We start from the raw sequence: 17,586 nt of genomic DNA, 5'->3' as shown, positions 1-17,586 counted from the left end.
TGAAAATGTTCGTCAGCTATTGTTGGTTCGATTCCGATAAGTCATCTTGTCTTTGGCCTAGCAGCGCCAATTCCAACAATGCATAGCGGTGCTCAACAAAGTTATGGACATTGTTAGCTACCGTCAGCTTGAATAACGCAACCGCGCTATCCTCATCCCCCAGACTTAGGTAATGTTTACCTAAATAGAAGTCAGTTTCACTGAGATGCTCAGCGAGCGAAGTGTTATCTGTCGAATCCTGCTTCAATCGTTCCATCAGTGTTTTTTCACTGATTTTACCTAAATAGAATTCAACGATATTCCAGCCCCATAGCCCCCGGTTCGCTTTGTCAAAACGATTTGACAAGCTAGTCATTGCAACCTTGGGATCGAGTTTCTCTTCCACAAGGTACAACCACAACGAACGGAAGGGATCATTTGGATCGTCTTGATAAAACGCCTGCAGATCATCCTGCGCTAAACGATAACGGCCGCCGTAATACAATGCGATGCCGCGATTCATTCGCGCGTAGTTGTAAGTTGGATCAAGCTCTAAAACAGAATCAAACGCTTCATAGGCAGCATCAAAATTGCCTGCCTGCGTAAAATAAATCCCTAAATAGTTAAAAACTTCAGGAATATCAGGACGGATAGATAAAGCCACTGAAAAATCATTCTGTGCCAATGCCCTCAGCCCAAGGCTATCATACAGCACACCTCTTTCATATAAAAGCTGTGCATACTCATCTTCCTTGAGAGAACGGCTCGCAAGTATTTGTTCCATGCGTGCCAGAATAACCTCTTGTTGCAATGTCGGTTGAAGTGGAATAGCAAAAACTTCATTTTTACGCCACCCTGTGCTGCCACCACATCCCACAAGGAGAAAAATAGCTGCAACGTAACACCAGCGCAGAAAAGAATTCATTTCCTACTCCCGAAGTCAGACATTAATCAGAATGCCCTGTTGCTCCACCCCACATTGTTTATTTCTGGCATCCTGCCAGAAAAATTGGCTTACCGTTTATTTTTCAGCCCACCTACCAGAGGTGAGCAGAAATATATCAGGATAAGCCGCGCCCTTTTTACAGGACGCCGTTCATTACGTCAAACTTATTCTACTGATGATTCCGGTAATTGTGGTGCTTCAGCGGCAGTATTAGCTACAGCTTCTTTCATGCTCAGGCGGATACGACCCTGACGATCGATTTCCAGTACCTTAACCGGAACTTCCTGACCAAGCTGCAAATAGTCAGTCACTTTCTCTACGCGCTTGTCGGCGATCTGAGAAATATGTACCAGACCTTCTTTACCGCCACCGATAGCAACGAATGCACCGAAGTCAACAATACGAGTCACTTTACCAGCATAAATGCGGCCAACTTCAACCTCAGCAGTGATCTCTTCGATACGGCTGATAGCATGACGAGCTTTGTCGCCGTCAGTTGCTGCGATCTTCACAGTACCATCATCTTCGATCTCGATGGTTGTACCGGTTTCTTCTGTCAGTGCACGGATAACTGAACCGCCTTTACCAATCACATCTTTGATCTTGTCTGGATTGATCTTAATAGTGTGAATGCGTGGTGCAAATTCAGAGATATCATTACGTGGGCTTTGGATAGCCTGTTCCATCACGCTCAGAATGTGCAAACGGGCACCTTTAGCCTGATTCAGAGCAATCTGCATGATTTCACGGGTGATACCTTCAATTTTGATATCCATCTGCAATGCGCTGATACCATCGCGGCTACCCGCAACTTTAAAGTCCATGTCGCCCAGATGATCTTCATCACCCAGAATATCAGACAGAACCACAAAGTTTTCACCTTCTTTCACCAGACCCATAGCGATACCAGCAACTGCGGCTTTAATCGGCACGCCTGCATCCATCAGTGCCAGAGAAGCACCACAGACGGAAGCCATAGAAGAAGAACCATTGGATTCAGTAATTTCAGAAACGACACGCACGGTATACGGGAATTCATTAATGCTAGGCATTACCGCCAGAACACCACGCTTCGCCAAACGACCGTGACCGATTTCACGACGTTTTGGTGAACCAACCATACCGGTTTCACCTACAGAGTATGGAGGGAAGTTGTAGTGGAACAGGAAGCGGTCTGTACGCTCACCCATCAGTTCGTCGATAACCTGTGCATCACGCTCAGTACCCAGAGTTGCTGCAACCAGCGCCTGAGTTTCACCACGGGTGAACAAAGATGAGCCATGAGTACGTGGCAAGACGCCAGTGCGAACATCCAGTGCACGAACCATATCTTTTTCACGGCCATCAATACGTGGTTCACCACGCAGAACACGGCTACGAACAACGTTTTTCTCCAGAACAGCCAGTACGTCAAAAACTTCTGACTCTTCCAGCTCCAGATTTTTTTCTGCTGCTTCTGCCAGAATGATTGCAGCTACTTCTTCTTTGATAGCATCAACCTGAGCATAACGATCTTGTTTCTCAGTGATACGGTAAGCATCACCCAGACGGCTTTCTGCCAGCTCAGCTACACGTTCATGCAGAGACTGGTTAACTGGCTCAGGTGACCAATCCCACTTCTCTTTACCTGCTTCAGCAACCAGTGCGTTGATGTTATCAATCACAATCTGTTGTTGCTCATGACCGAATACAACCGCACCCAACATTTGTTCTTCTGTCAGCAGTTCTGCTTCAGATTCAACCATCAGTACAGCGTTATTTGTACCTGCAACAACCAAATCCAGACGGCTGTTTTTCAGTTCATCGCTGGTTGGGTTCAGCACATACTGGTCATTGATATAACCAACACGCGCAGCACCAATCGGGCCATTGAACGGGATACCAGACAGTGCCAATACTGCGGAAGAACCGATCATAGCAACGATATCCGGGTTAACCTGTGGGTTTACGGAAACAACGGTTGCGATGATTTGAACTTCGTTCAGGAAACCTTCAGGGAACAGAGGACGCAGTGGACGGTCGATCAGACGGGCAACGAGAGTCTCGCCTTCACCCGGGCGGCCTTCACGACGGAAAAAACTTCCTGGAATACGGCCAGCCGCATAAGTACGTTCTTGATAGTTAACAGTCAGTGGGAAGAAATCCTGACCTGGTTTCACTTTTTTCTGACCAACAACGGTAACAAATACCGCGGTGTCATCCATATTAACCATAACAGCGGCTGTCGCTTGACGCGCCATCATGCCAGTTTCGATGGTCACAGTGTGCTGACCATACTGGAATTTACGAACAATCGGATTCAGCAAAATAATATTCCTTCGTTTGTGTTGCTACGTTTAAATATCAGCAACAATGGATGTTCTCTTCGCTACACCCTCACGACTAATGACAGTACTTAGGCCCTTTACCTTTCAAGTAGCAGCGTTAATAGCTGCGGTGTAACCTGAAATCTTCCAAAAATGTCTTTTTAAGTACTCTCATTAGCCGCGCGAGTCACTGTAACTGAAGAGGTTCAACTAGTTAAAAATGGAACTTAAGATTTCTTAATCTCCATTTTCTAGAAGAAAAGGGGCCAGATAGGCCCCTTTCCACTGAAACTCATCGATTAGCGACGCAGTCCCAGACGCTCGATCAGCGTGGTGTAAGATGCCAGATCTTTACGCTTCAGGTAGTTCAGCAGTTTACGACGCTGTGCAACCATACGCAGCAGACCACGACGGCTGTGGTGATCTTTTTTGTGCTCTGCAAAGTGACCTTGCAGATGGTTAATTTGTGCAGTCAGCAGGGCAATCTGAACTTCGCTAGAACCACTGTCGTTAGCGCCACGGCCAAAATCAGCAATAATCTGCGCTTTTGCTTCAGTACTTAGAGACATAGTATAACTCCAAATATAGTTTAAAAATGATGAGTGCCGATCTCTAATTCAGCCACCCATATACAGGCGCATTATTCTACGCTGCAAATAGATGAAGCGCAAGATAACCCCATAAATGCTACTTTTAATGCATTTCACCATCTTCGGTAGTTTCTACAACCAACCGACGCGGAGCTACCAGGCCATCATCATCAATAACAGCAATGCCGATGAATTTATTTTCATCACCTTCATTAACCCGCACCCATTCGCCAGATGGCAGGCTATGTTGGCTTCGAACCGGCTGGCCCTGCTTAAAATAAGCAGCAACAACAGATGACAATTGAATAACCGGAAAATGCATTACAGCGGTATCCATCGGTAATAATAATGGATCGAGCAATTCTCCTGCTTCAATCTGCTGTTCTTCAGCCCGTTCTTTTAACTCATAGAGCTGTTCCAGTGTCACCATGCGGTGATTAGGGTAATTAGCTACCTGCAAACGGCGCAAATAAATAACATGAGCACCACAGCCCAGCAATTCACCCAAATCATCAATGATGGTGCGGATATAGGTTCCTTTGGAACAATGAATTTCCAGCTCCAGCTCATCACCTTCCCAGCGAATGAACTGTAATTCATAAACAGTAATCGGGCGGGCTTCCCGCTCAATTTCAATACCCTGACGGGCATATTCATACAGCGGTTTTCCCTGATGCTTCAATGCAGAGTACATGGAAGGAACCTGCATAGTATCCCCACGGAATGTTTCCAGTGCTGCATCAAGCTGGGAGGAAGTCACCTGAACTTCACGTTCACTAATAATTTTACCGTGTGAATCGGAAGTATCAGTACGCTGCCCCAGACGGGCAATGACCCGATAACGTTTATCTGAATCCAACAAAAACTGGGAAAATTTAGTCGCTTCACCAAGGCAAATTGGCAGCATTCCCGTTGCCAGCGGGTCTAACGCACCGGTATGGCCCGCTTTACTGGCATTAAAGACCCGCCTTACTTTCTGTAAAGCATCATTGGAGGAAATATCCTGCGGCTTATCCAGCAACAGTACGCCGTGTATCGCACGACCCCTACGACGACACCCCATTATTTTTCCTCGTTGTGATCCGTAGAAGCACGACGCTGTTCGTCACTTTTCACGACGTTGGTGACCAGATTTGACATGCGCATCCCTTCGATCAAAGAACTATCGTAAGAAAACGTCAGTTCAGGAATAACACGCAAACGCATCGCTTTACCCAACAGTGAACGAATAAAACCGGAAGCTTCATTCAATGCTTTGATACCTAGGTTAACTTTCTCTGAATCGTGTCCGTCCACTAATGCATTCAGAAAAGTTACAAATACTTTGGCATAAGCCAGATCGCGGGAAACCTCAACACCTGAAACAGTTGCCATACCGATGCGGGGATCTTTCATTTCACGCTGTAAAATGATGGCAATCTCTTTTTGCATTTCCTGAGCAACGCGCTGAGTACGACTGAATTCTCTTGCCATTGTTTTATCTCCTGACATTTTGGGGGGCATGAAGCCCCCCAAGAATGGAATGAATCTCTACCCTGTTTATTCAGGTTACCGCCTGATTAGGAATAACCTGAAATTTAACGGGTCAATTGTGGTTTTTAATCGATGGAGCGTTTCACTTCAACCACTTCGAAGACTTCAATCATATCGCCAACGCGAACATCATTGTAGTTCTTCACACCGATACCACATTCCATACCATTACGGACTTCGTTGACATCATCCTTAAAGCGACGCAGGGATTCCAGCTCACCTTCGTAGATAACCACGTTGTCACGCAGTACACGGATTGGGTTATTACGCTTGATGTTACCTTCTGTCACCATACAGCCAGCAATCGCACCAAATTTAGGTGATTTGAAGACATCACGGACTTCTGCCAGTCCCATGATTTGCTGTTTGTATTCTGGCGCCAGCATACCACTCATCGCCTGTTTAATTTCATCAATCAAACTATAGATAACAGAGTAGTAACGCAGGTCTACGCTTTCGTTTTCGATGATACGGCGTGCAGAAGCATCAGCACGTACGTTGAAGCCCAGAATGATAGCATTAGAAGCTGCCGCCAGTGTTGCGTCAGTTTCAGTGATACCACCTACGCCAGAACCAATGATCTTCACTTTAACTTCGTCAGTAGACAGTTTCAGCAGTGAGTCACAAATTGCTTCGCATGTACCCTGAACATCAGTTTTCAGAACGATGTTCAGTTCAGATACCTTACCTTCTTCCATGTTCGCAAACATGTTTTCCAGTTTAGATTTCTGCTGACGAGCCAGTTTCACTTCACGGAATTTACCCTGACGATACAGAGCAACTTCACGTGCTTTTTTCTCGTCACGTACAACAGTCGCTTCATCACCCGCAGACGGTACGTTGGACAGACCCAGGATTTCCACAGGAATAGATGGGCCCGCAGTCATGACTTCCTGACCAAGTTCGTTACGCATCGCACGGATACGGCCATATTCAAAGCCACACAGAACGATATCACCTTTGTTCAGCGTACCGGACTGCACCAGAATGGTAGCAACCGGGCCACGGCCTTTATCCAAGAAGGATTCGATAACCACGCCGTTTGCCATGCCAGAGTGAACTGCATTCAGTTCCAGTACTTCAGCCTGTAGCAGGATAGCTTCCAGCAATTCATCAATACCAAGGCCAGCTTTGGCTGATACATGCATGAACTGAGTCTCGCCGCCCCATTCTTCCGGAATGATGCCGTACTGTGACAATTCGTTTTTCACACGATCCGGATCAGCTTCTGGCTTATCGATTTTGTTAACCGCAACAACAACCGGCACATTCGCAGCCTTAGCGTGCTGGATAGCTTCGATGGTCTGAGGCATCACGCCGTCATCCGCCGCAACAACCAGAACAACGATATCGGTCGCTTTAGCACCACGAGCACGCATGGAGGTAAATGCAGCATGGCCCGGAGTATCCAGGAAGGTGATCATACCTTTCTCAGTTTTCACATGGTATGCACCGATGTGCTGAGTAATACCACCTGCTTCGCCAGATGCCACTTTGGTTGAACGGATATAGTCCAGCAAAGAGGTTTTACCGTGGTCAACGTGGCCCATGATGGTCACTACAGGCGCACGTGGTTCAGCCTGAGTTTCACCAGTGTCACGATCACTCATCAGCGCTTCTTCCAGCTCGTTTTCACGACGCAGGATAACTTTGTGACCCATTTCCTCAGCAACCAGCTGAGCGGTTTCCTGATCAATAACCTGATTGATAGTCGCCATTGCGCCCATCTTCATCATGGTTTTGATAACCTGAGAGCCTTTTACTGCCATTTTGTTAGCCAATTCAGCAACAGTGATGGTTTCACCAATCACAACATCACGGTTAACGGCGACGACAGGTTTATTAAAGCTCTGTTGCAAAGCACTAGGCTTACGCTGTTTACCTTTAGTACGGCCAACTGCACGTGCTTCTTCACGATCAGCTTTCGACTCAGAATGTTTGTTATTTTTCTTCTGGCGGGTGTTTTTACCACCGCGGCTGCGGGTACGACGATCGCCTTCAACTTTGGCGTCATTCTCATCTTCCGCATCACGGGCATGACGGGAAGTTGTTACATGGTAGTCACTGTTGCTGTTGTCATTTACATCAGCATCGTTGGACCATTTATCCTTATTCTCTTCTGCCATGCGACGTGCTTCTTCTGCTACACGTTTTGCTTCTGCTTCAACTTTACGGCGCATCTCTTCTTCAGCTTTGCGTTTTAAATTTGCTGCTTCAGCTTCACGGCGCGCTTTTTCATTTTGCGCTGCTGCCTCAGTTTGCACTGATTTAGACTTGGTTTCGGTATGTTGCTTAGTAGTCACTTTTTCTTTTTCCGCTGCCTCGCGCTGAGCCTTTTCAGCCTCTTCACGTTTGGCTTTTTCTTCTGCTTCACGTTTAGCTTGCTTTTCTGCTTCGCGTTTTGCCTGTTCTTCCGCTTCACGTTGAGCTTGCTCTTCCGCGAGTTTCTTCGCTTCAGTTTCAAGCCGCGCTTTCTCTTCTGCCTCGCGCCGAGCCTGCTCTTCCGCTTCACGCTGCGCCTGTTCTTCCGCTTTAGCCTGTTCAATCGCGTCACGGTTCACATATGTGCGTTTTTTGCGGACTTCAATCGCTACCGATTTACTTTTGCCACCGGTGCTAGGGACGTTCAGTGTACTGCGCGTTTTACGCTGTAGTGTCAATTTACCTGGCTGGCCACCAGTACCGCCTTGTTCGCGGTTCAGGTGGGCCAGCAAAGCTTCTTTTTCTTTCTGGGAAACAGAGTCAGTTGCGGTTTTCTGAATGCCAGCATCAGTGAATTGCTGGATCAGGCGTTCAACCGATGTCTGGATCTCTTCTGCCAGTAATTTTACGGTTACCTCTGTCATTCTGTTCCTTCCTGCTACAGTTTATTTATGCATCATCGCCAAACCAACAGATATTTCGAGCTGCCATAATGAGTTCTCCTGCTTGCTCATCATTCAGTCCTTCGATATCAGATAAGTCGTCGATACCCTGTTCGGCAAGATCTTCCAGAGTACAGATGCCACGGGCAGCCAGATTAAACGCTAAAGCACGTTCCATGCCAGGCAAATCCAGTAAATCTTGGGCTGGCTGCTGATCACCAAGACTCTCTTTCTGAGCCAGTTCCAGCGTTGTCAAGGCCGCTTTCGCACGTTCACGGAGAACTTCAACGGTTTCTTCATCAAGACCTTCTACAGCCAGAAGTTCATTAACTGGTACATAGGCCAGTTCTTCCAGTGTAGAGAAACCTTCTTCGACCAATAAGGTGGCGAAATCTTCATCAATGTCGAGATGCTTGGTAAATGTATCAATAGAAGCGTGAGCTTCTGCCTGATGTTTTGCTTGCAGCTCTTCCGCAGTCATGACATTCAGTTCCCACTGATCATCACCACGATGTTTTTTCAGCAATTGTGCCGCCAGACGGACGTTTTGACCATTACGGCCAATCGCCTGAGCAAGATTACTGTTTTCCACGGCAACATCCATCGTGCAGTTATCTTCATCAACAACGATAGAGGCAACATCCGCCGGAGCCATTGCATTAATGACAAATTGCGCCGGGTTATCATCCCACAACACAATATCAATTCTTTCACCGCCCAGCTCGCTGGAAACCGCCTGTACCCTTGCACCGCGCATGCCTACGCAAGCACCAACCGGGTCAATACGCTTGTCGTTAGTTTTCACTGCGATTTTAGCGCGGGAACCCGGATCACGGGCAGCAGCTTTGATCTCAATGATCTCTTCGCCAATTTCCGGCACTTCAATACGGAATAATTCAACCAGCATTTCAGGGCGGGAACGGGTGATGAACAGTTGTGCACCACGAGCTTCCGGACGTACGTCATATAAGACACCACGTACACGGTCACCGGGACGGAAGTTTTCGCGTGGCAGCATATCTTCACGCAAAATAACCGCTTCAGCGTTATTACCCAGATCAAGCGTAATGTTTTCACGGTTTACTTTTTTAACCTGACCGGTCACGATCTCACCCTGCTGTTCGCGGAATTGATCAACGACCATTGCACGCTCAGCTTCACGTACTTTTTGTACGATAACCTGTTTTGCGGTCTGAGTTGTGATACGGTCAAAAGTTACCGATTCAATCTGGTCTTCAATATAACCACCCAGTTCAACTTCCGGGTCGTCAAATTTTGCCGCTTCCAGTGTGATTTCACGGGTAGGCTGGGTGACTTCTTCTACCGCAACCCAGCGGCGAAAGGTATCAAAATCACCGGATTTACGATCGATGCAGACACGAACATCGATTTCTTGCTCATATTTTTTCTTGGTGGCTGTCGCCAGTGCAATCTCTAATGCTTCGAAGATTTTTTCGCGAGGGAGAGATTTTTCATTAGAAACCGCTTCAACAACAGCCAGAATTTCTTTATTCATCCTAGTTGCCTCATCCGAACTTTAAAAGTGGGGTACCAGGTTCGCTTTCTGGATGTTGCTCAGTGCGAACACTTCGTCTTTTCCATCCACCGTAACCGTAATCATTTCACCATCAACGGCTTTGATAATACCTTGCCATTTACGACGATTTTGCATTGCCATGCGTAACATCAGGCTGATTTCTTCCCCCATGAAACGCTGGTAGTGTTCAGCCTTAAACAGTGGACGATCAAGCCCCGGAGAAGATATTTCCAGGTTGTAAAGCCCTGGGATCGGATCTTCGACGTCGAGTACTGCACTGACCTGATGGCTAACATCAGCACAATCATCAACAGTGATACCCTCCTCACTATCGATATAGACTCGCAGTGTCGATACGCGTGCGCGAATAAACTCCAGGCCCACTAATTCATAACCTAAAGCTTCAACTGGTGCTGAAATCATCGCTGTTAATTTTTGCTCTAATGTGGACAAGCCCACCCCCAAGACATAAAAAAAGGGCTATATTAGCCCAGTAGTTCTGCTGTCAAATAACAAAAAACCCCGATACGCGGGGCTTTATGCAACTGGACCCTGTTTACTGCCAGTGGTCTCAACCAACTTCTTGTAATACCTATCAAAGCTATACCTCATGAAGCAACCTGTCAAATCAGGGTTAATACCTCTATGGTCGCTAAGCTTATAACTGTTTGAAAAGGTACATAGTTGTTAAGAAGTGGTTGCGGGAGCCGGATTTGAACCGACGACCTTCGGGTTATGAGCCCGACGAGCTACCATGCTGCTCCATCCCGCGTTCGAAAACGTGGCAAATCTTACGCTGATAATACTAAAAACGCAAGTTTCTAGATTTATGGTGCCGAGGACGGGACTTGAACCCGTACGCCCGTTGTTTAGGCACTACCACCTCAAGGTAGCGTGTATACCAATTTCACCACCTCGGCACTGATTATAGGACTGTTATCTTAATCGGCTAATAATAACTGTTTAAATAAACAACCCTACTTCAATTCTTTTACTGACTATTTCTGACAGAAAATTTTCTACCAAAAATTACTGAGGGATATCACTATTTGGTTTAGCTGGAGCTGCCGGTATTGCTGGAGTCTCTGCCTGTTTTTCAGTTTTTACAGGCTCAGCAAGGTTTTCCCACTTTCCGCTTGAACCCGTCCTATTCGTGGTCATATTTCCCAGAATCAGGCTGATAACAAAAAACAGTGTTGCAAAAACCGCTGTCATACGGGTCATGAAATTCGCAGAACCCGATGAACCAAATATTGTTGCAGACGCACCCGCACCAAAGGAAGCACCCATATCAGCACCTTTCCCCTGCTGCAACAGAACCAGAGCAATTAGCCCGATACCGACCAGCAAGAATATACCTAAAAGAGCTTCATACATATGTTGTACCCGTTTCCTCGTGGGATTTACCATAACTGTGACGTTATACTACGGTAACGTTATTCTGCATCACCCACTCAATTAGAAAAATTAACTGATTGAGCGGGTGTGAATACTAACCAAAGCGTCTCAGACAAGCAAGGTTAATTTTAAATACTGACGCTGATTGAGGAAAAAATCAACAAATCAGCTCATCCCTTTCACTGAATCAGCGATACGATGTGCCAATGTAGTGACCTGTTCTTCGTCTTCCCCTTCCACCATAACGCGGATCAGAGGCTCAGTGCCTGATTTACGCAGCAGAACGCGGCCTCGGCCATTTAACTCGTTTTCAACCTCTTTAACTACTTCCAGTACCTGTTCTGATTGAAGTGGGTCGTTATTGCCCGCAAAACGCACATTGACCAGTACCTGAGGCAACAGCTTCATTCCACTACACAAATCATGCAGGGTCATGTCATTACGTACCATTGCGCTCAATACCTGCAAACCAGCAACAACACCATCACCTGTAGTGGTTTTATCCAGCAAGATGATATGGCCTGAGTTTTCCGCGCCCAGACGCCAGCCTTTTTCCTGTAATTTTTCCAATACATAGCGGTCACCCACTTTTGCACGTTCAAATGGAATGCCAAGCTGCTTCAATGCCAGCTCCAGCCCCATATTACTCATCAAAGTACCAACGGCTCCACCGCGTAGTTGTCCTTGGCGTAATGCTTCACGTGCAATGATGTAAAGTATCTGGTCTCCGTCCACTTTGTGACCCAGGTGATCAACCATGATAATGCGATCACCATCGCCATCAAATGCCAGACCGACATCAGCCTGTTCTTCCAGTACCCGCTTCTGTAATAAGCGGACATCTGTTGCACCGCATTCTTCATTGATGTTAATGCCATTTGGCTCGCAACCAATGGCTATCACCTCAGCACCCAGTTCTCTAAGAACATTTGGCGCAATGTGGTAAGTCGCACCATTAGCGCAATCCAGTACAATCTTCAATCCATTCAGGCTTTGTTCACTAGGGAATGTACCTTTACAGAATTCAATATAACGACCAGCCGCATCAACAATCCGATTAGCACGCCCTAACTCAGCGGATTCTACGCAAGTCAGTGGTTTTTCCATTTCGGCTTCAATCGCTTCTTCCACATCATCAGGAAGTTTGGTGCCATCAATGGAAAAAAATTTAATCCCGTTATCGTAGTAAGGGTTATGGGAAGCAGAAATCACAATTCCCGCTTCTGCACGAAAAGTGCGTGTCAGGTATGCCACGGCAGGTGTTGGCATCGGGCCGGTAAATGAGGCGGATAACCCGGCAGCTGCCAAGCCTGCTTCCAGAGCAGATTCCAGCATATAACCAGAAATACGGGTATCTTTACCAATAATAATTTTGCGAGAACCATGGCGCGCCAGTACTTTCCCCGCAGCCCAGCCAAGTTTTAAAACAAAATCAGGGGTAATCGGACTGTTGCCAACTTTGCCACGGATACCATCGGTACCAAAATATTTACGGTTACTCATAAACTTCTTTCTTCCTTTGCTGAACGTATTCTTTGTTCACAGATCATTCTTTGTTCACAAATTGCCTGTTGCTGACAGCGTATTTTTCTCTGACAAAGTTGCCTGAACAATCTGCATTGCCTGCACAGTTTCTTTTACATCATGCACACGAATAATCTGAGCGCCTTGCATTGCTGCAATGACAGCACAGGCAACACTTCCCGTGACTCTTTCCTGAGGGGGTACATGAAGTAACTGCCCAATCATTGACTTACGCGACATGCCAGCCAAGATGGGCACACCAAGATGATGGAATGATTTTAACTGAGCCAATAATTGATAATTATGCGATAAATTCTTACCAAAACCGAAGCCCGGATCGATTATCAGGTTATTTTTTGCAATACCGGCCGCGATACAGCGCTCAATCTGAGCTTCCAAAAATGCTTTTACTTGCGCTATAACATCGGTGTAATGCGGTTCTGCCTGCATCGTTCTGGGCTGTCCCTGCATGTGCATCAAGCAAACGGGTAAGCCTGTTTTGGCTGCCTCTTCCAGAGCATTCGGCTCCTGTAATGAGCGGATATCATTGATAATGTGAGCACCGGCTTTTGCAGCTTCCTGTATTACGATAGCTTTTGAAGTATCAACCGATATCCAGACATCAAAACGCCGGGACAAAGCTTCTATTACGGGCACAACACGATCCAGTTCTTCCTGTTCACTGACCTCATCTGCACCGGGGCGTGTCGATTCCCCGCCGACATCAATAATAGTGGCACCTTCTCCAATCATGCTGACAGCATGGCGTAAGGCTGTATCTAGGGTATTGTGTGTACCACCATCTGAGAAGGAGTCAGGAGTGACATTCAAAATCCCCATAACCTGTGGATGGGAAAGATCAAGGATACTTCCTCTGGCTGTCAGTTTCATTGCTAGGGAGCCTTAATGTTAAAAACCCCAGGTTTGCCCCGGGGTTTAATCAGTACGGTCTGTCAAAATCAAAGGCAACCTGTATTACTTATAGTTGCCTTTGGTTTGAGTAGATTATGCGGTTGGGTTACCATCCGCAGGTTTCGCAGACTGCTGCTGAGACGATGTATCCTGACGGTTATTACTATTATTGCTATTACCGCCATTTCTGTTATCGCCTTCCCAGCCTGCCGGTGGACGGACGGTAGTGCGGTTCATCAGGTCATCAATCTGAGGTGCGTCAATGGTTTCATACTTCATCAACGCATCTTTCATTGAGTGCAGGATGTCCAGATTATCCATCAGAATCTGACGTGCGCGCTGGTAGTTACGGTCAACGAGAACCTTAACTTCCTGATCAATTAAGCGAGCAGTATCTTCCGACATGTGTTTCGCTTTAGCGACTGAGCGACCAAGGAAAACCTCACCCTCTTCTTCCGCATACAGTAATGGCCCCAGTTTTTCTGAGAAGCCCCACTGCGTGACCATGTTGCGGGCAATGGATGTTGCTACTTTGATATCGTTCGATGCACCGGTAGAAACATTCTCTGGGCCGTAGATGATCTCTTCTGCAAGACGTCCGCCGTATAAAGTAGAAATCTGGCTTTCCAGTTTCTGGCGGCTGGCGCTGATTTGATCACCCTCAGGCAGGAAGAAAGTCACACCCAACGCACGACCACGTGGGATAATCGTCACTTTATGAACCGGATCATGTTCAGGAACCAGACGACCAATAATGGCGTGCCCTGCTTCATGATAAGCAGTAGATTCTTTCTGCTCTTCCGTCATGACCATTGAGCGACGTTCTGCGCCCATCATGATCTTATCTTTGGCTTTCTCAAATTCCACCATTGAAACAACACGTTTGTTGCCACGAGCAGCAAACAGAGCAGCTTCGTTCACCAGGTTTGCCAAATCGGCACCCGAGAATCCAGGTGTACCACGGGCAATGATGGAGGCATCAATGTCGGTATCCAGCGGGATACGACGCATGTGAACTTTCAGAATTTGTTCACGACCACGAACATCTGGCAAGCCAACAACCACCTGACGGTCAAAGCGACCAGGGCGCAGCAGTGCAGGGTCCAGTACATCAGGACGGTTGGTTGCAGCGATAACGATGATGCCTTCATTACCTTCGAAGCCATCCATCTCAACCAGCATCTGGTTCAGTGTCTGTTCACGTTCATCGTGTCCACCACCCAGACCAGCGCCACGCTGACGGCCTACCGCGTCGATTTCATCGATAAAGATAATACAAGGAGCGGCTTTTTTCGCCTGTTCGAACATATCACGAACACGGGAAGCACCAACACCAACAAACATTTCAACGAAGTCAGAACCAGAAATGGTAAAGAATGGTACTTTAGCCTCACCTGCGATTGCTTTCGCCAGCAGGGTCTTACCTGTACCCGGAGGCCCAACCATCAGGATGCCTTTCGGGATCTTACCACCCAGTTTCTGGAAACGGCCGGGTTCACGCAGGTATTCCACCAGCTCACCCACTTCTTCTTTTGCTTCGTCACAACCAGCAACGTCCGCAAATGTCGTTTTGATCTGATCTTCCGTCAGCATACGAGCTTTGCTTTTACCGAAAGACATTGCTCCTTTACCGCCACCACCTTGCATTTGACGCATAAAGAAGATCCAAACGCCAATCAGCAGCAGCATTGGGAACCATGAAATAAAGATAGACGCTAACAGGCCCTGTTGTTCTGGTGGTTCACCAACAACTTTTACCTGTTTGTTTAGCAGTGTATCCAGCAGCTTCTCATCTGGAACTGGCATATACGTGCTGTATTTTCCACCGTTGTCTTTCTTAGTGAAATCAATGTCACGACCAGAAATACGTACTTCACTTATTTGATTCTGTGATAACTCACTGATGAAGTTAGAGTAATCCACCCTACGACCACTAGAATCGCCGGGACCAAAACTCTGGAACAATAACATCAAGACAACTGCGATGACTAACCAGAGAATCAGGTTTTTCGCCATGTCACTCAAGGGATTAACCTCTTATTACAACTGTGTTAACAAATAGCAGCAGGGTACTATACTTTCCGCCCCGTCGCTACAATGTATACTTCACGCGAACGTGCCCGCGAAGCGTCCGGTTTACGAATTTTAACCTTCGTAAAAAGGGAGCGTATTTCCCTCAGGTATTCATCAAAGCCTTCTCCCTGAAACACTTTGACAATAAAACTGCCCCCAGGGGCCAGCACATCACGACACATATCTAATGCTAATTCAATCAGATACATGGATCGAGGAATATCGACCGCGGGGGTTCCACTCATATTGGGAGCCATATCCGACATGACGACCTGGACTTTATTATCACCAACTCTCTCAAGTAATGTTTTCAATACCTGCTCATCACGAAAATCCCCTTGCAGAAAATCAACGCCGACAATGGGATCCATTGGTAAAAGATCGCAGGCAATGACCCGACCACGTCCACCAATCTGACCGACTACGTATTGAGACCACCCACCTGGAGCAGCGCCTAAATCAACAACGGTCATGCCCGGTTTAAATATTTTGTCGCTTTGCTGTATCTCATCAAGTTTAAACCAAGCGCGGGAGCGAAGCCCTTTTTTCTGCGCCTTAAGAACATATTTATCACTAAAATGTTCTTGTAACCAGCGACTTGAGCTTGCTGAGCGTTTTTTATTGGCCATTGTTCTTTCCAACTGTTACTAACAGAGAGTCTTATTTTTTTCACTCTCTTATCAAACCACACCACACACTTATGGTGATAGATAAGAGATGGCGGTAGAATAGGTCGTTTTCAATCCCAACTAAGCAAAAAAACGATGACTCTTAACAAGAAACAAGTGCAATACCTGAAAAGTCTCGCTCATTCATTAAAGCCTGTTGTCATGATCGGTAACAACGGACTGACTGAAGGCGTATTGGCCGAAATCGAACAAACCCTTTCGCATCACGAGCTTATCAAAGTCAAAGTTGCAGGCGAAGACCGTGAAATCAAAACTTTGATCGCGGAAGCTATTGTTCGTGAAACTGGTGCATATAATGTGCAAATTATTGGAAAAATGCTAGTTCTCTATCGCCCTTCTGAAGAGCGTAAGATTAGTTTACCGAAATAATCTCGATATCTTTATACAAAAGTGCCATTTTATCATGACAAAAAAAGACCTCATCGGGCCTTTTCATTATCATTACCGGTATTATGACCACTTACCATTTTCCTTCCCGCACCATCGTGTGGGAAGGAAAGCTTAGCTTTTCAGCTGAATATCAAACATACTCGACGTTCAGAACTTCATATTCCACTTTACCGCCAGGTGTTTCAATCACAGCGACATCATCCACTTCTTTGCCAATTAAGCCACGGGCAATAGGTGAATTAACCGAAAGCAGATTTTCTTTGATATTCGCTTCATCGTCACCCACAATGCGGTAAGTCTGTTCTTCATCAGAATCAACATTCAGCACCGTTACCGTCGCACCAAAAATCACGCGGCCATTGTTGGTCATCTTCGTGATATCTATCACCTGCGCATTAGAAAGTTTAGCTTCAATTTCTTGAATACGGCCTTCACAAAACCCCTGTTGCTCACGGGCAGCATGATATTCGGCATTTTCTTTCAAATCACCGTGTTCACGTGCCTCAGCGATTGCAGCAATAATTTGAGGGCGACGTACATTTTTCAAATGTTCTAATTCTTCGCGCAATTTATCCGCGCCACGTACCGTCATCGGAATTTGTTTCATTTATTAAACCTCTAAATCAATCCTAAGCCCAGACAACATCTTCCTGATTTTTGCAAAAAGTTAACTTATTTTGCAATAACAGTAGATTGCAATATATTGCAACACAATGAGCACACCCTATCAGGCGGGCTTCCAGACAATAAAAGGGGCGTAAACTACAGAATAGTCTGATAGTTCACATACACATTCTACCTGCTAATCTATCATTTTAACGTAGAGTTGGTGATGGATCATCGTT

General features: G+C 46.4%; 15 protein-coding genes and 2 tRNA genes. 1 reads left to right on the top strand and 16 read right to left on the bottom strand.

Annotated features, from left to right (window positions below):
- Positions 1 to 16: 16 nt before the first annotated feature.
- From nlpI to rlmE, 15 genes are all read right to left on the bottom strand, one after another.
- Positions 17 to 904, bottom strand: a complete 888-nt coding sequence (gene nlpI, locus Xsto_RS04415) for a lipoprotein NlpI (protein WP_099109407.1) — start codon at positions 902 to 904, stop codon at positions 17 to 19.
- A gap of 185 nt (positions 905 to 1,089) precedes the next feature.
- Entirely contained in the window at positions 1,090 to 3,231 is a 2,142-nt protein-coding gene (gene pnp / locus Xsto_RS04410) for a polyribonucleotide nucleotidyltransferase (RefSeq protein WP_099124196.1), read from the bottom strand.
- Positions 3,232 to 3,530: 299 nt separating this feature from the next.
- A complete protein-coding gene (gene rpsO / locus Xsto_RS04405) occupies positions 3,531 to 3,800 on the bottom strand; it encodes a 30S ribosomal protein S15 (protein WP_099109405.1) in 270 nt (89 codons plus the stop codon).
- Positions 3,801 to 3,924: 124 nt separating this feature from the next.
- On the bottom strand, positions 3,925 to 4,884 hold the full coding sequence (gene truB, locus Xsto_RS04400) for a tRNA pseudouridine(55) synthase TruB (protein ID WP_099124195.1): 960 nt from the start codon (positions 4,882 to 4,884) through the stop codon (positions 3,925 to 3,927).
- Positions 4,884 to 5,294: a 30S ribosome-binding factor RbfA gene (gene rbfA, locus Xsto_RS04395; protein ID WP_099109403.1), complete on the bottom strand. Its 411-nt coding sequence runs from the start codon at positions 5,292 to 5,294 to the stop codon at positions 4,884 to 4,886. The genes truB and rbfA overlap by 1 nt, the downstream gene beginning before the upstream one ends.
- A 125-nt stretch (positions 5,295 to 5,419) precedes the next feature.
- Complete coding sequence (gene infB, locus Xsto_RS04390; RefSeq protein ID WP_099109402.1) at positions 5,420 to 8,200, bottom strand: translation initiation factor IF-2; 2,781 nt, start codon at positions 8,198 to 8,200, stop codon at positions 5,420 to 5,422.
- Positions 8,201 to 8,225: 25 nt separating this feature from the next.
- Complete coding sequence (nusA, locus tag Xsto_RS04385) at positions 8,226 to 9,734, bottom strand: transcription termination factor NusA (RefSeq protein ID WP_099109401.1); 1,509 nt, start codon at positions 9,732 to 9,734, stop codon at positions 8,226 to 8,228.
- A 21-nt stretch (positions 9,735 to 9,755) separates the two neighbouring features.
- Positions 9,756 to 10,208 carry a ribosome maturation factor RimP gene (gene rimP, locus Xsto_RS04380; protein WP_141554488.1) on the bottom strand — a complete coding sequence of 151 codons (453 nt, stop codon included), beginning with the start codon at positions 10,206 to 10,208 and terminating at the stop codon, positions 9,756 to 9,758.
- Positions 10,209 to 10,450: 242 nt separating this feature from the next.
- Positions 10,451 to 10,527: transfer RNA gene (locus Xsto_RS04375), tRNA-Met, on the bottom strand.
- A gap of 58 nt (positions 10,528 to 10,585) precedes the next feature.
- A tRNA-Leu gene (locus Xsto_RS04370) sits at positions 10,586 to 10,675 on the bottom strand.
- Positions 10,676 to 10,784: 109 nt separating this feature from the next.
- Positions 10,785 to 11,132, bottom strand: a complete 348-nt coding sequence (gene secG, locus Xsto_RS04365; protein ID WP_099124193.1) for a preprotein translocase subunit SecG — start codon at positions 11,130 to 11,132, stop codon at positions 10,785 to 10,787.
- Between the two features lie 186 nt (positions 11,133 to 11,318).
- A complete protein-coding gene (gene glmM, locus Xsto_RS04360) occupies positions 11,319 to 12,656 on the bottom strand; it encodes a phosphoglucosamine mutase (protein WP_099109398.1) in 1,338 nt (445 codons plus the stop codon).
- A 54-nt stretch (positions 12,657 to 12,710) separates the two neighbouring features.
- Positions 12,711 to 13,568: a dihydropteroate synthase gene (folP, locus tag Xsto_RS04355; protein ID WP_099109397.1), complete on the bottom strand. Its 858-nt coding sequence runs from the start codon at positions 13,566 to 13,568 to the stop codon at positions 12,711 to 12,713.
- A 114-nt stretch (positions 13,569 to 13,682) separates the two neighbouring features.
- On the bottom strand, positions 13,683 to 15,614 hold the full coding sequence (gene ftsH / locus Xsto_RS04350) for an ATP-dependent zinc metalloprotease FtsH (RefSeq protein WP_169926585.1): 1,932 nt from the start codon (positions 15,612 to 15,614) through the stop codon (positions 13,683 to 13,685).
- 47 nt (positions 15,615 to 15,661) lie between these two features.
- Positions 15,662 to 16,291, bottom strand: a complete 630-nt coding sequence (rlmE, locus tag Xsto_RS04345) for a 23S rRNA (uridine(2552)-2'-O)-methyltransferase RlmE (RefSeq protein WP_099109395.1) — start codon at positions 16,289 to 16,291, stop codon at positions 15,662 to 15,664.
- A gap of 135 nt (positions 16,292 to 16,426) precedes the next feature.
- Here rlmE and yhbY point away from each other — a divergent pair, with 135 nt between their 5' ends.
- Entirely contained in the window at positions 16,427 to 16,720 is a 294-nt protein-coding gene (gene yhbY / locus Xsto_RS04340; protein ID WP_038261477.1) for a ribosome assembly RNA-binding protein YhbY, read from the top strand.
- A 151-nt stretch (positions 16,721 to 16,871) separates the two neighbouring features.
- On the opposite strand, the gene greA is transcribed toward yhbY, so the two are convergent.
- Complete coding sequence (greA, locus tag Xsto_RS04335; RefSeq protein ID WP_099109394.1) at positions 16,872 to 17,348, bottom strand: transcription elongation factor GreA; 477 nt, start codon at positions 17,346 to 17,348, stop codon at positions 16,872 to 16,874.
- Positions 17,349 to 17,586 lie beyond the last annotated feature (238 nt).

Origin of the sequence: Xenorhabdus stockiae, from assembly GCF_002632825.1 — a bacterium.
Classification (GTDB): Bacteria; Pseudomonadota; Gammaproteobacteria; order Enterobacterales; family Enterobacteriaceae; genus Xenorhabdus; species Xenorhabdus stockiae.
The sequence above is the reverse complement of the archived record's forward strand: the minus strand, read 5'-3'. Positions and strand labels throughout refer to the sequence as shown.

What these genes read in the sequence shown, in the direction of transcription:
- rpsO (WP_099109405.1), bottom strand. Translation starts at nt 3,800, where the DNA reads ATGTCTCTAAGTACTGAAGCAAAAGCGCAGATTATTGCTGATTTTGGC.
- infB (WP_099109402.1), bottom strand. Translation starts at nt 8,200, where the DNA reads ATGACAGAGGTAACCGTAAAATTACTGGCAGAAGAGATCCAGACATCG.
- yhbY (WP_038261477.1), top strand. Translation starts at nt 16,427, where the DNA reads ATGACTCTTAACAAGAAACAAGTGCAATACCTGAAAAGTCTCGCTCAT.
- greA (WP_099109394.1), bottom strand. Translation starts at nt 17,348, where the DNA reads ATGAAACAAATTCCGATGACGGTACGTGGCGCGGATAAATTGCGCGAA.
- truB (WP_099124195.1), bottom strand. Translation starts at nt 4,884, where the DNA reads ATGGGGTGTCGTCGTAGGGGTCGTGCGATACACGGCGTACTGTTGCTG.
- nlpI (WP_099109407.1), bottom strand. Translation starts at nt 904, where the DNA reads ATGAATTCTTTTCTGCGCTGGTGTTACGTTGCAGCTATTTTTCTCCTT.
- nusA (WP_099109401.1), bottom strand. Translation starts at nt 9,734, where the DNA reads ATGAATAAAGAAATTCTGGCTGTTGTTGAAGCGGTTTCTAATGAAAAA.
- secG (WP_099124193.1), bottom strand. Translation starts at nt 11,132, where the DNA reads ATGTATGAAGCTCTTTTAGGTATATTCTTGCTGGTCGGTATCGGGCTA.
- glmM (WP_099109398.1), bottom strand. Translation starts at nt 12,656, where the DNA reads ATGAGTAACCGTAAATATTTTGGTACCGATGGTATCCGTGGCAAAGTT.
- rlmE (WP_099109395.1), bottom strand. Translation starts at nt 16,291, where the DNA reads ATGGCCAATAAAAAACGCTCAGCAAGCTCAAGTCGCTGGTTACAAGAA.
- folP (WP_099109397.1), bottom strand. Translation starts at nt 13,568, where the DNA reads ATGAAACTGACAGCCAGAGGAAGTATCCTTGATCTTTCCCATCCACAG.
- rbfA (WP_099109403.1), bottom strand. Translation starts at nt 5,294, where the DNA reads ATGGCAAGAGAATTCAGTCGTACTCAGCGCGTTGCTCAGGAAATGCAA.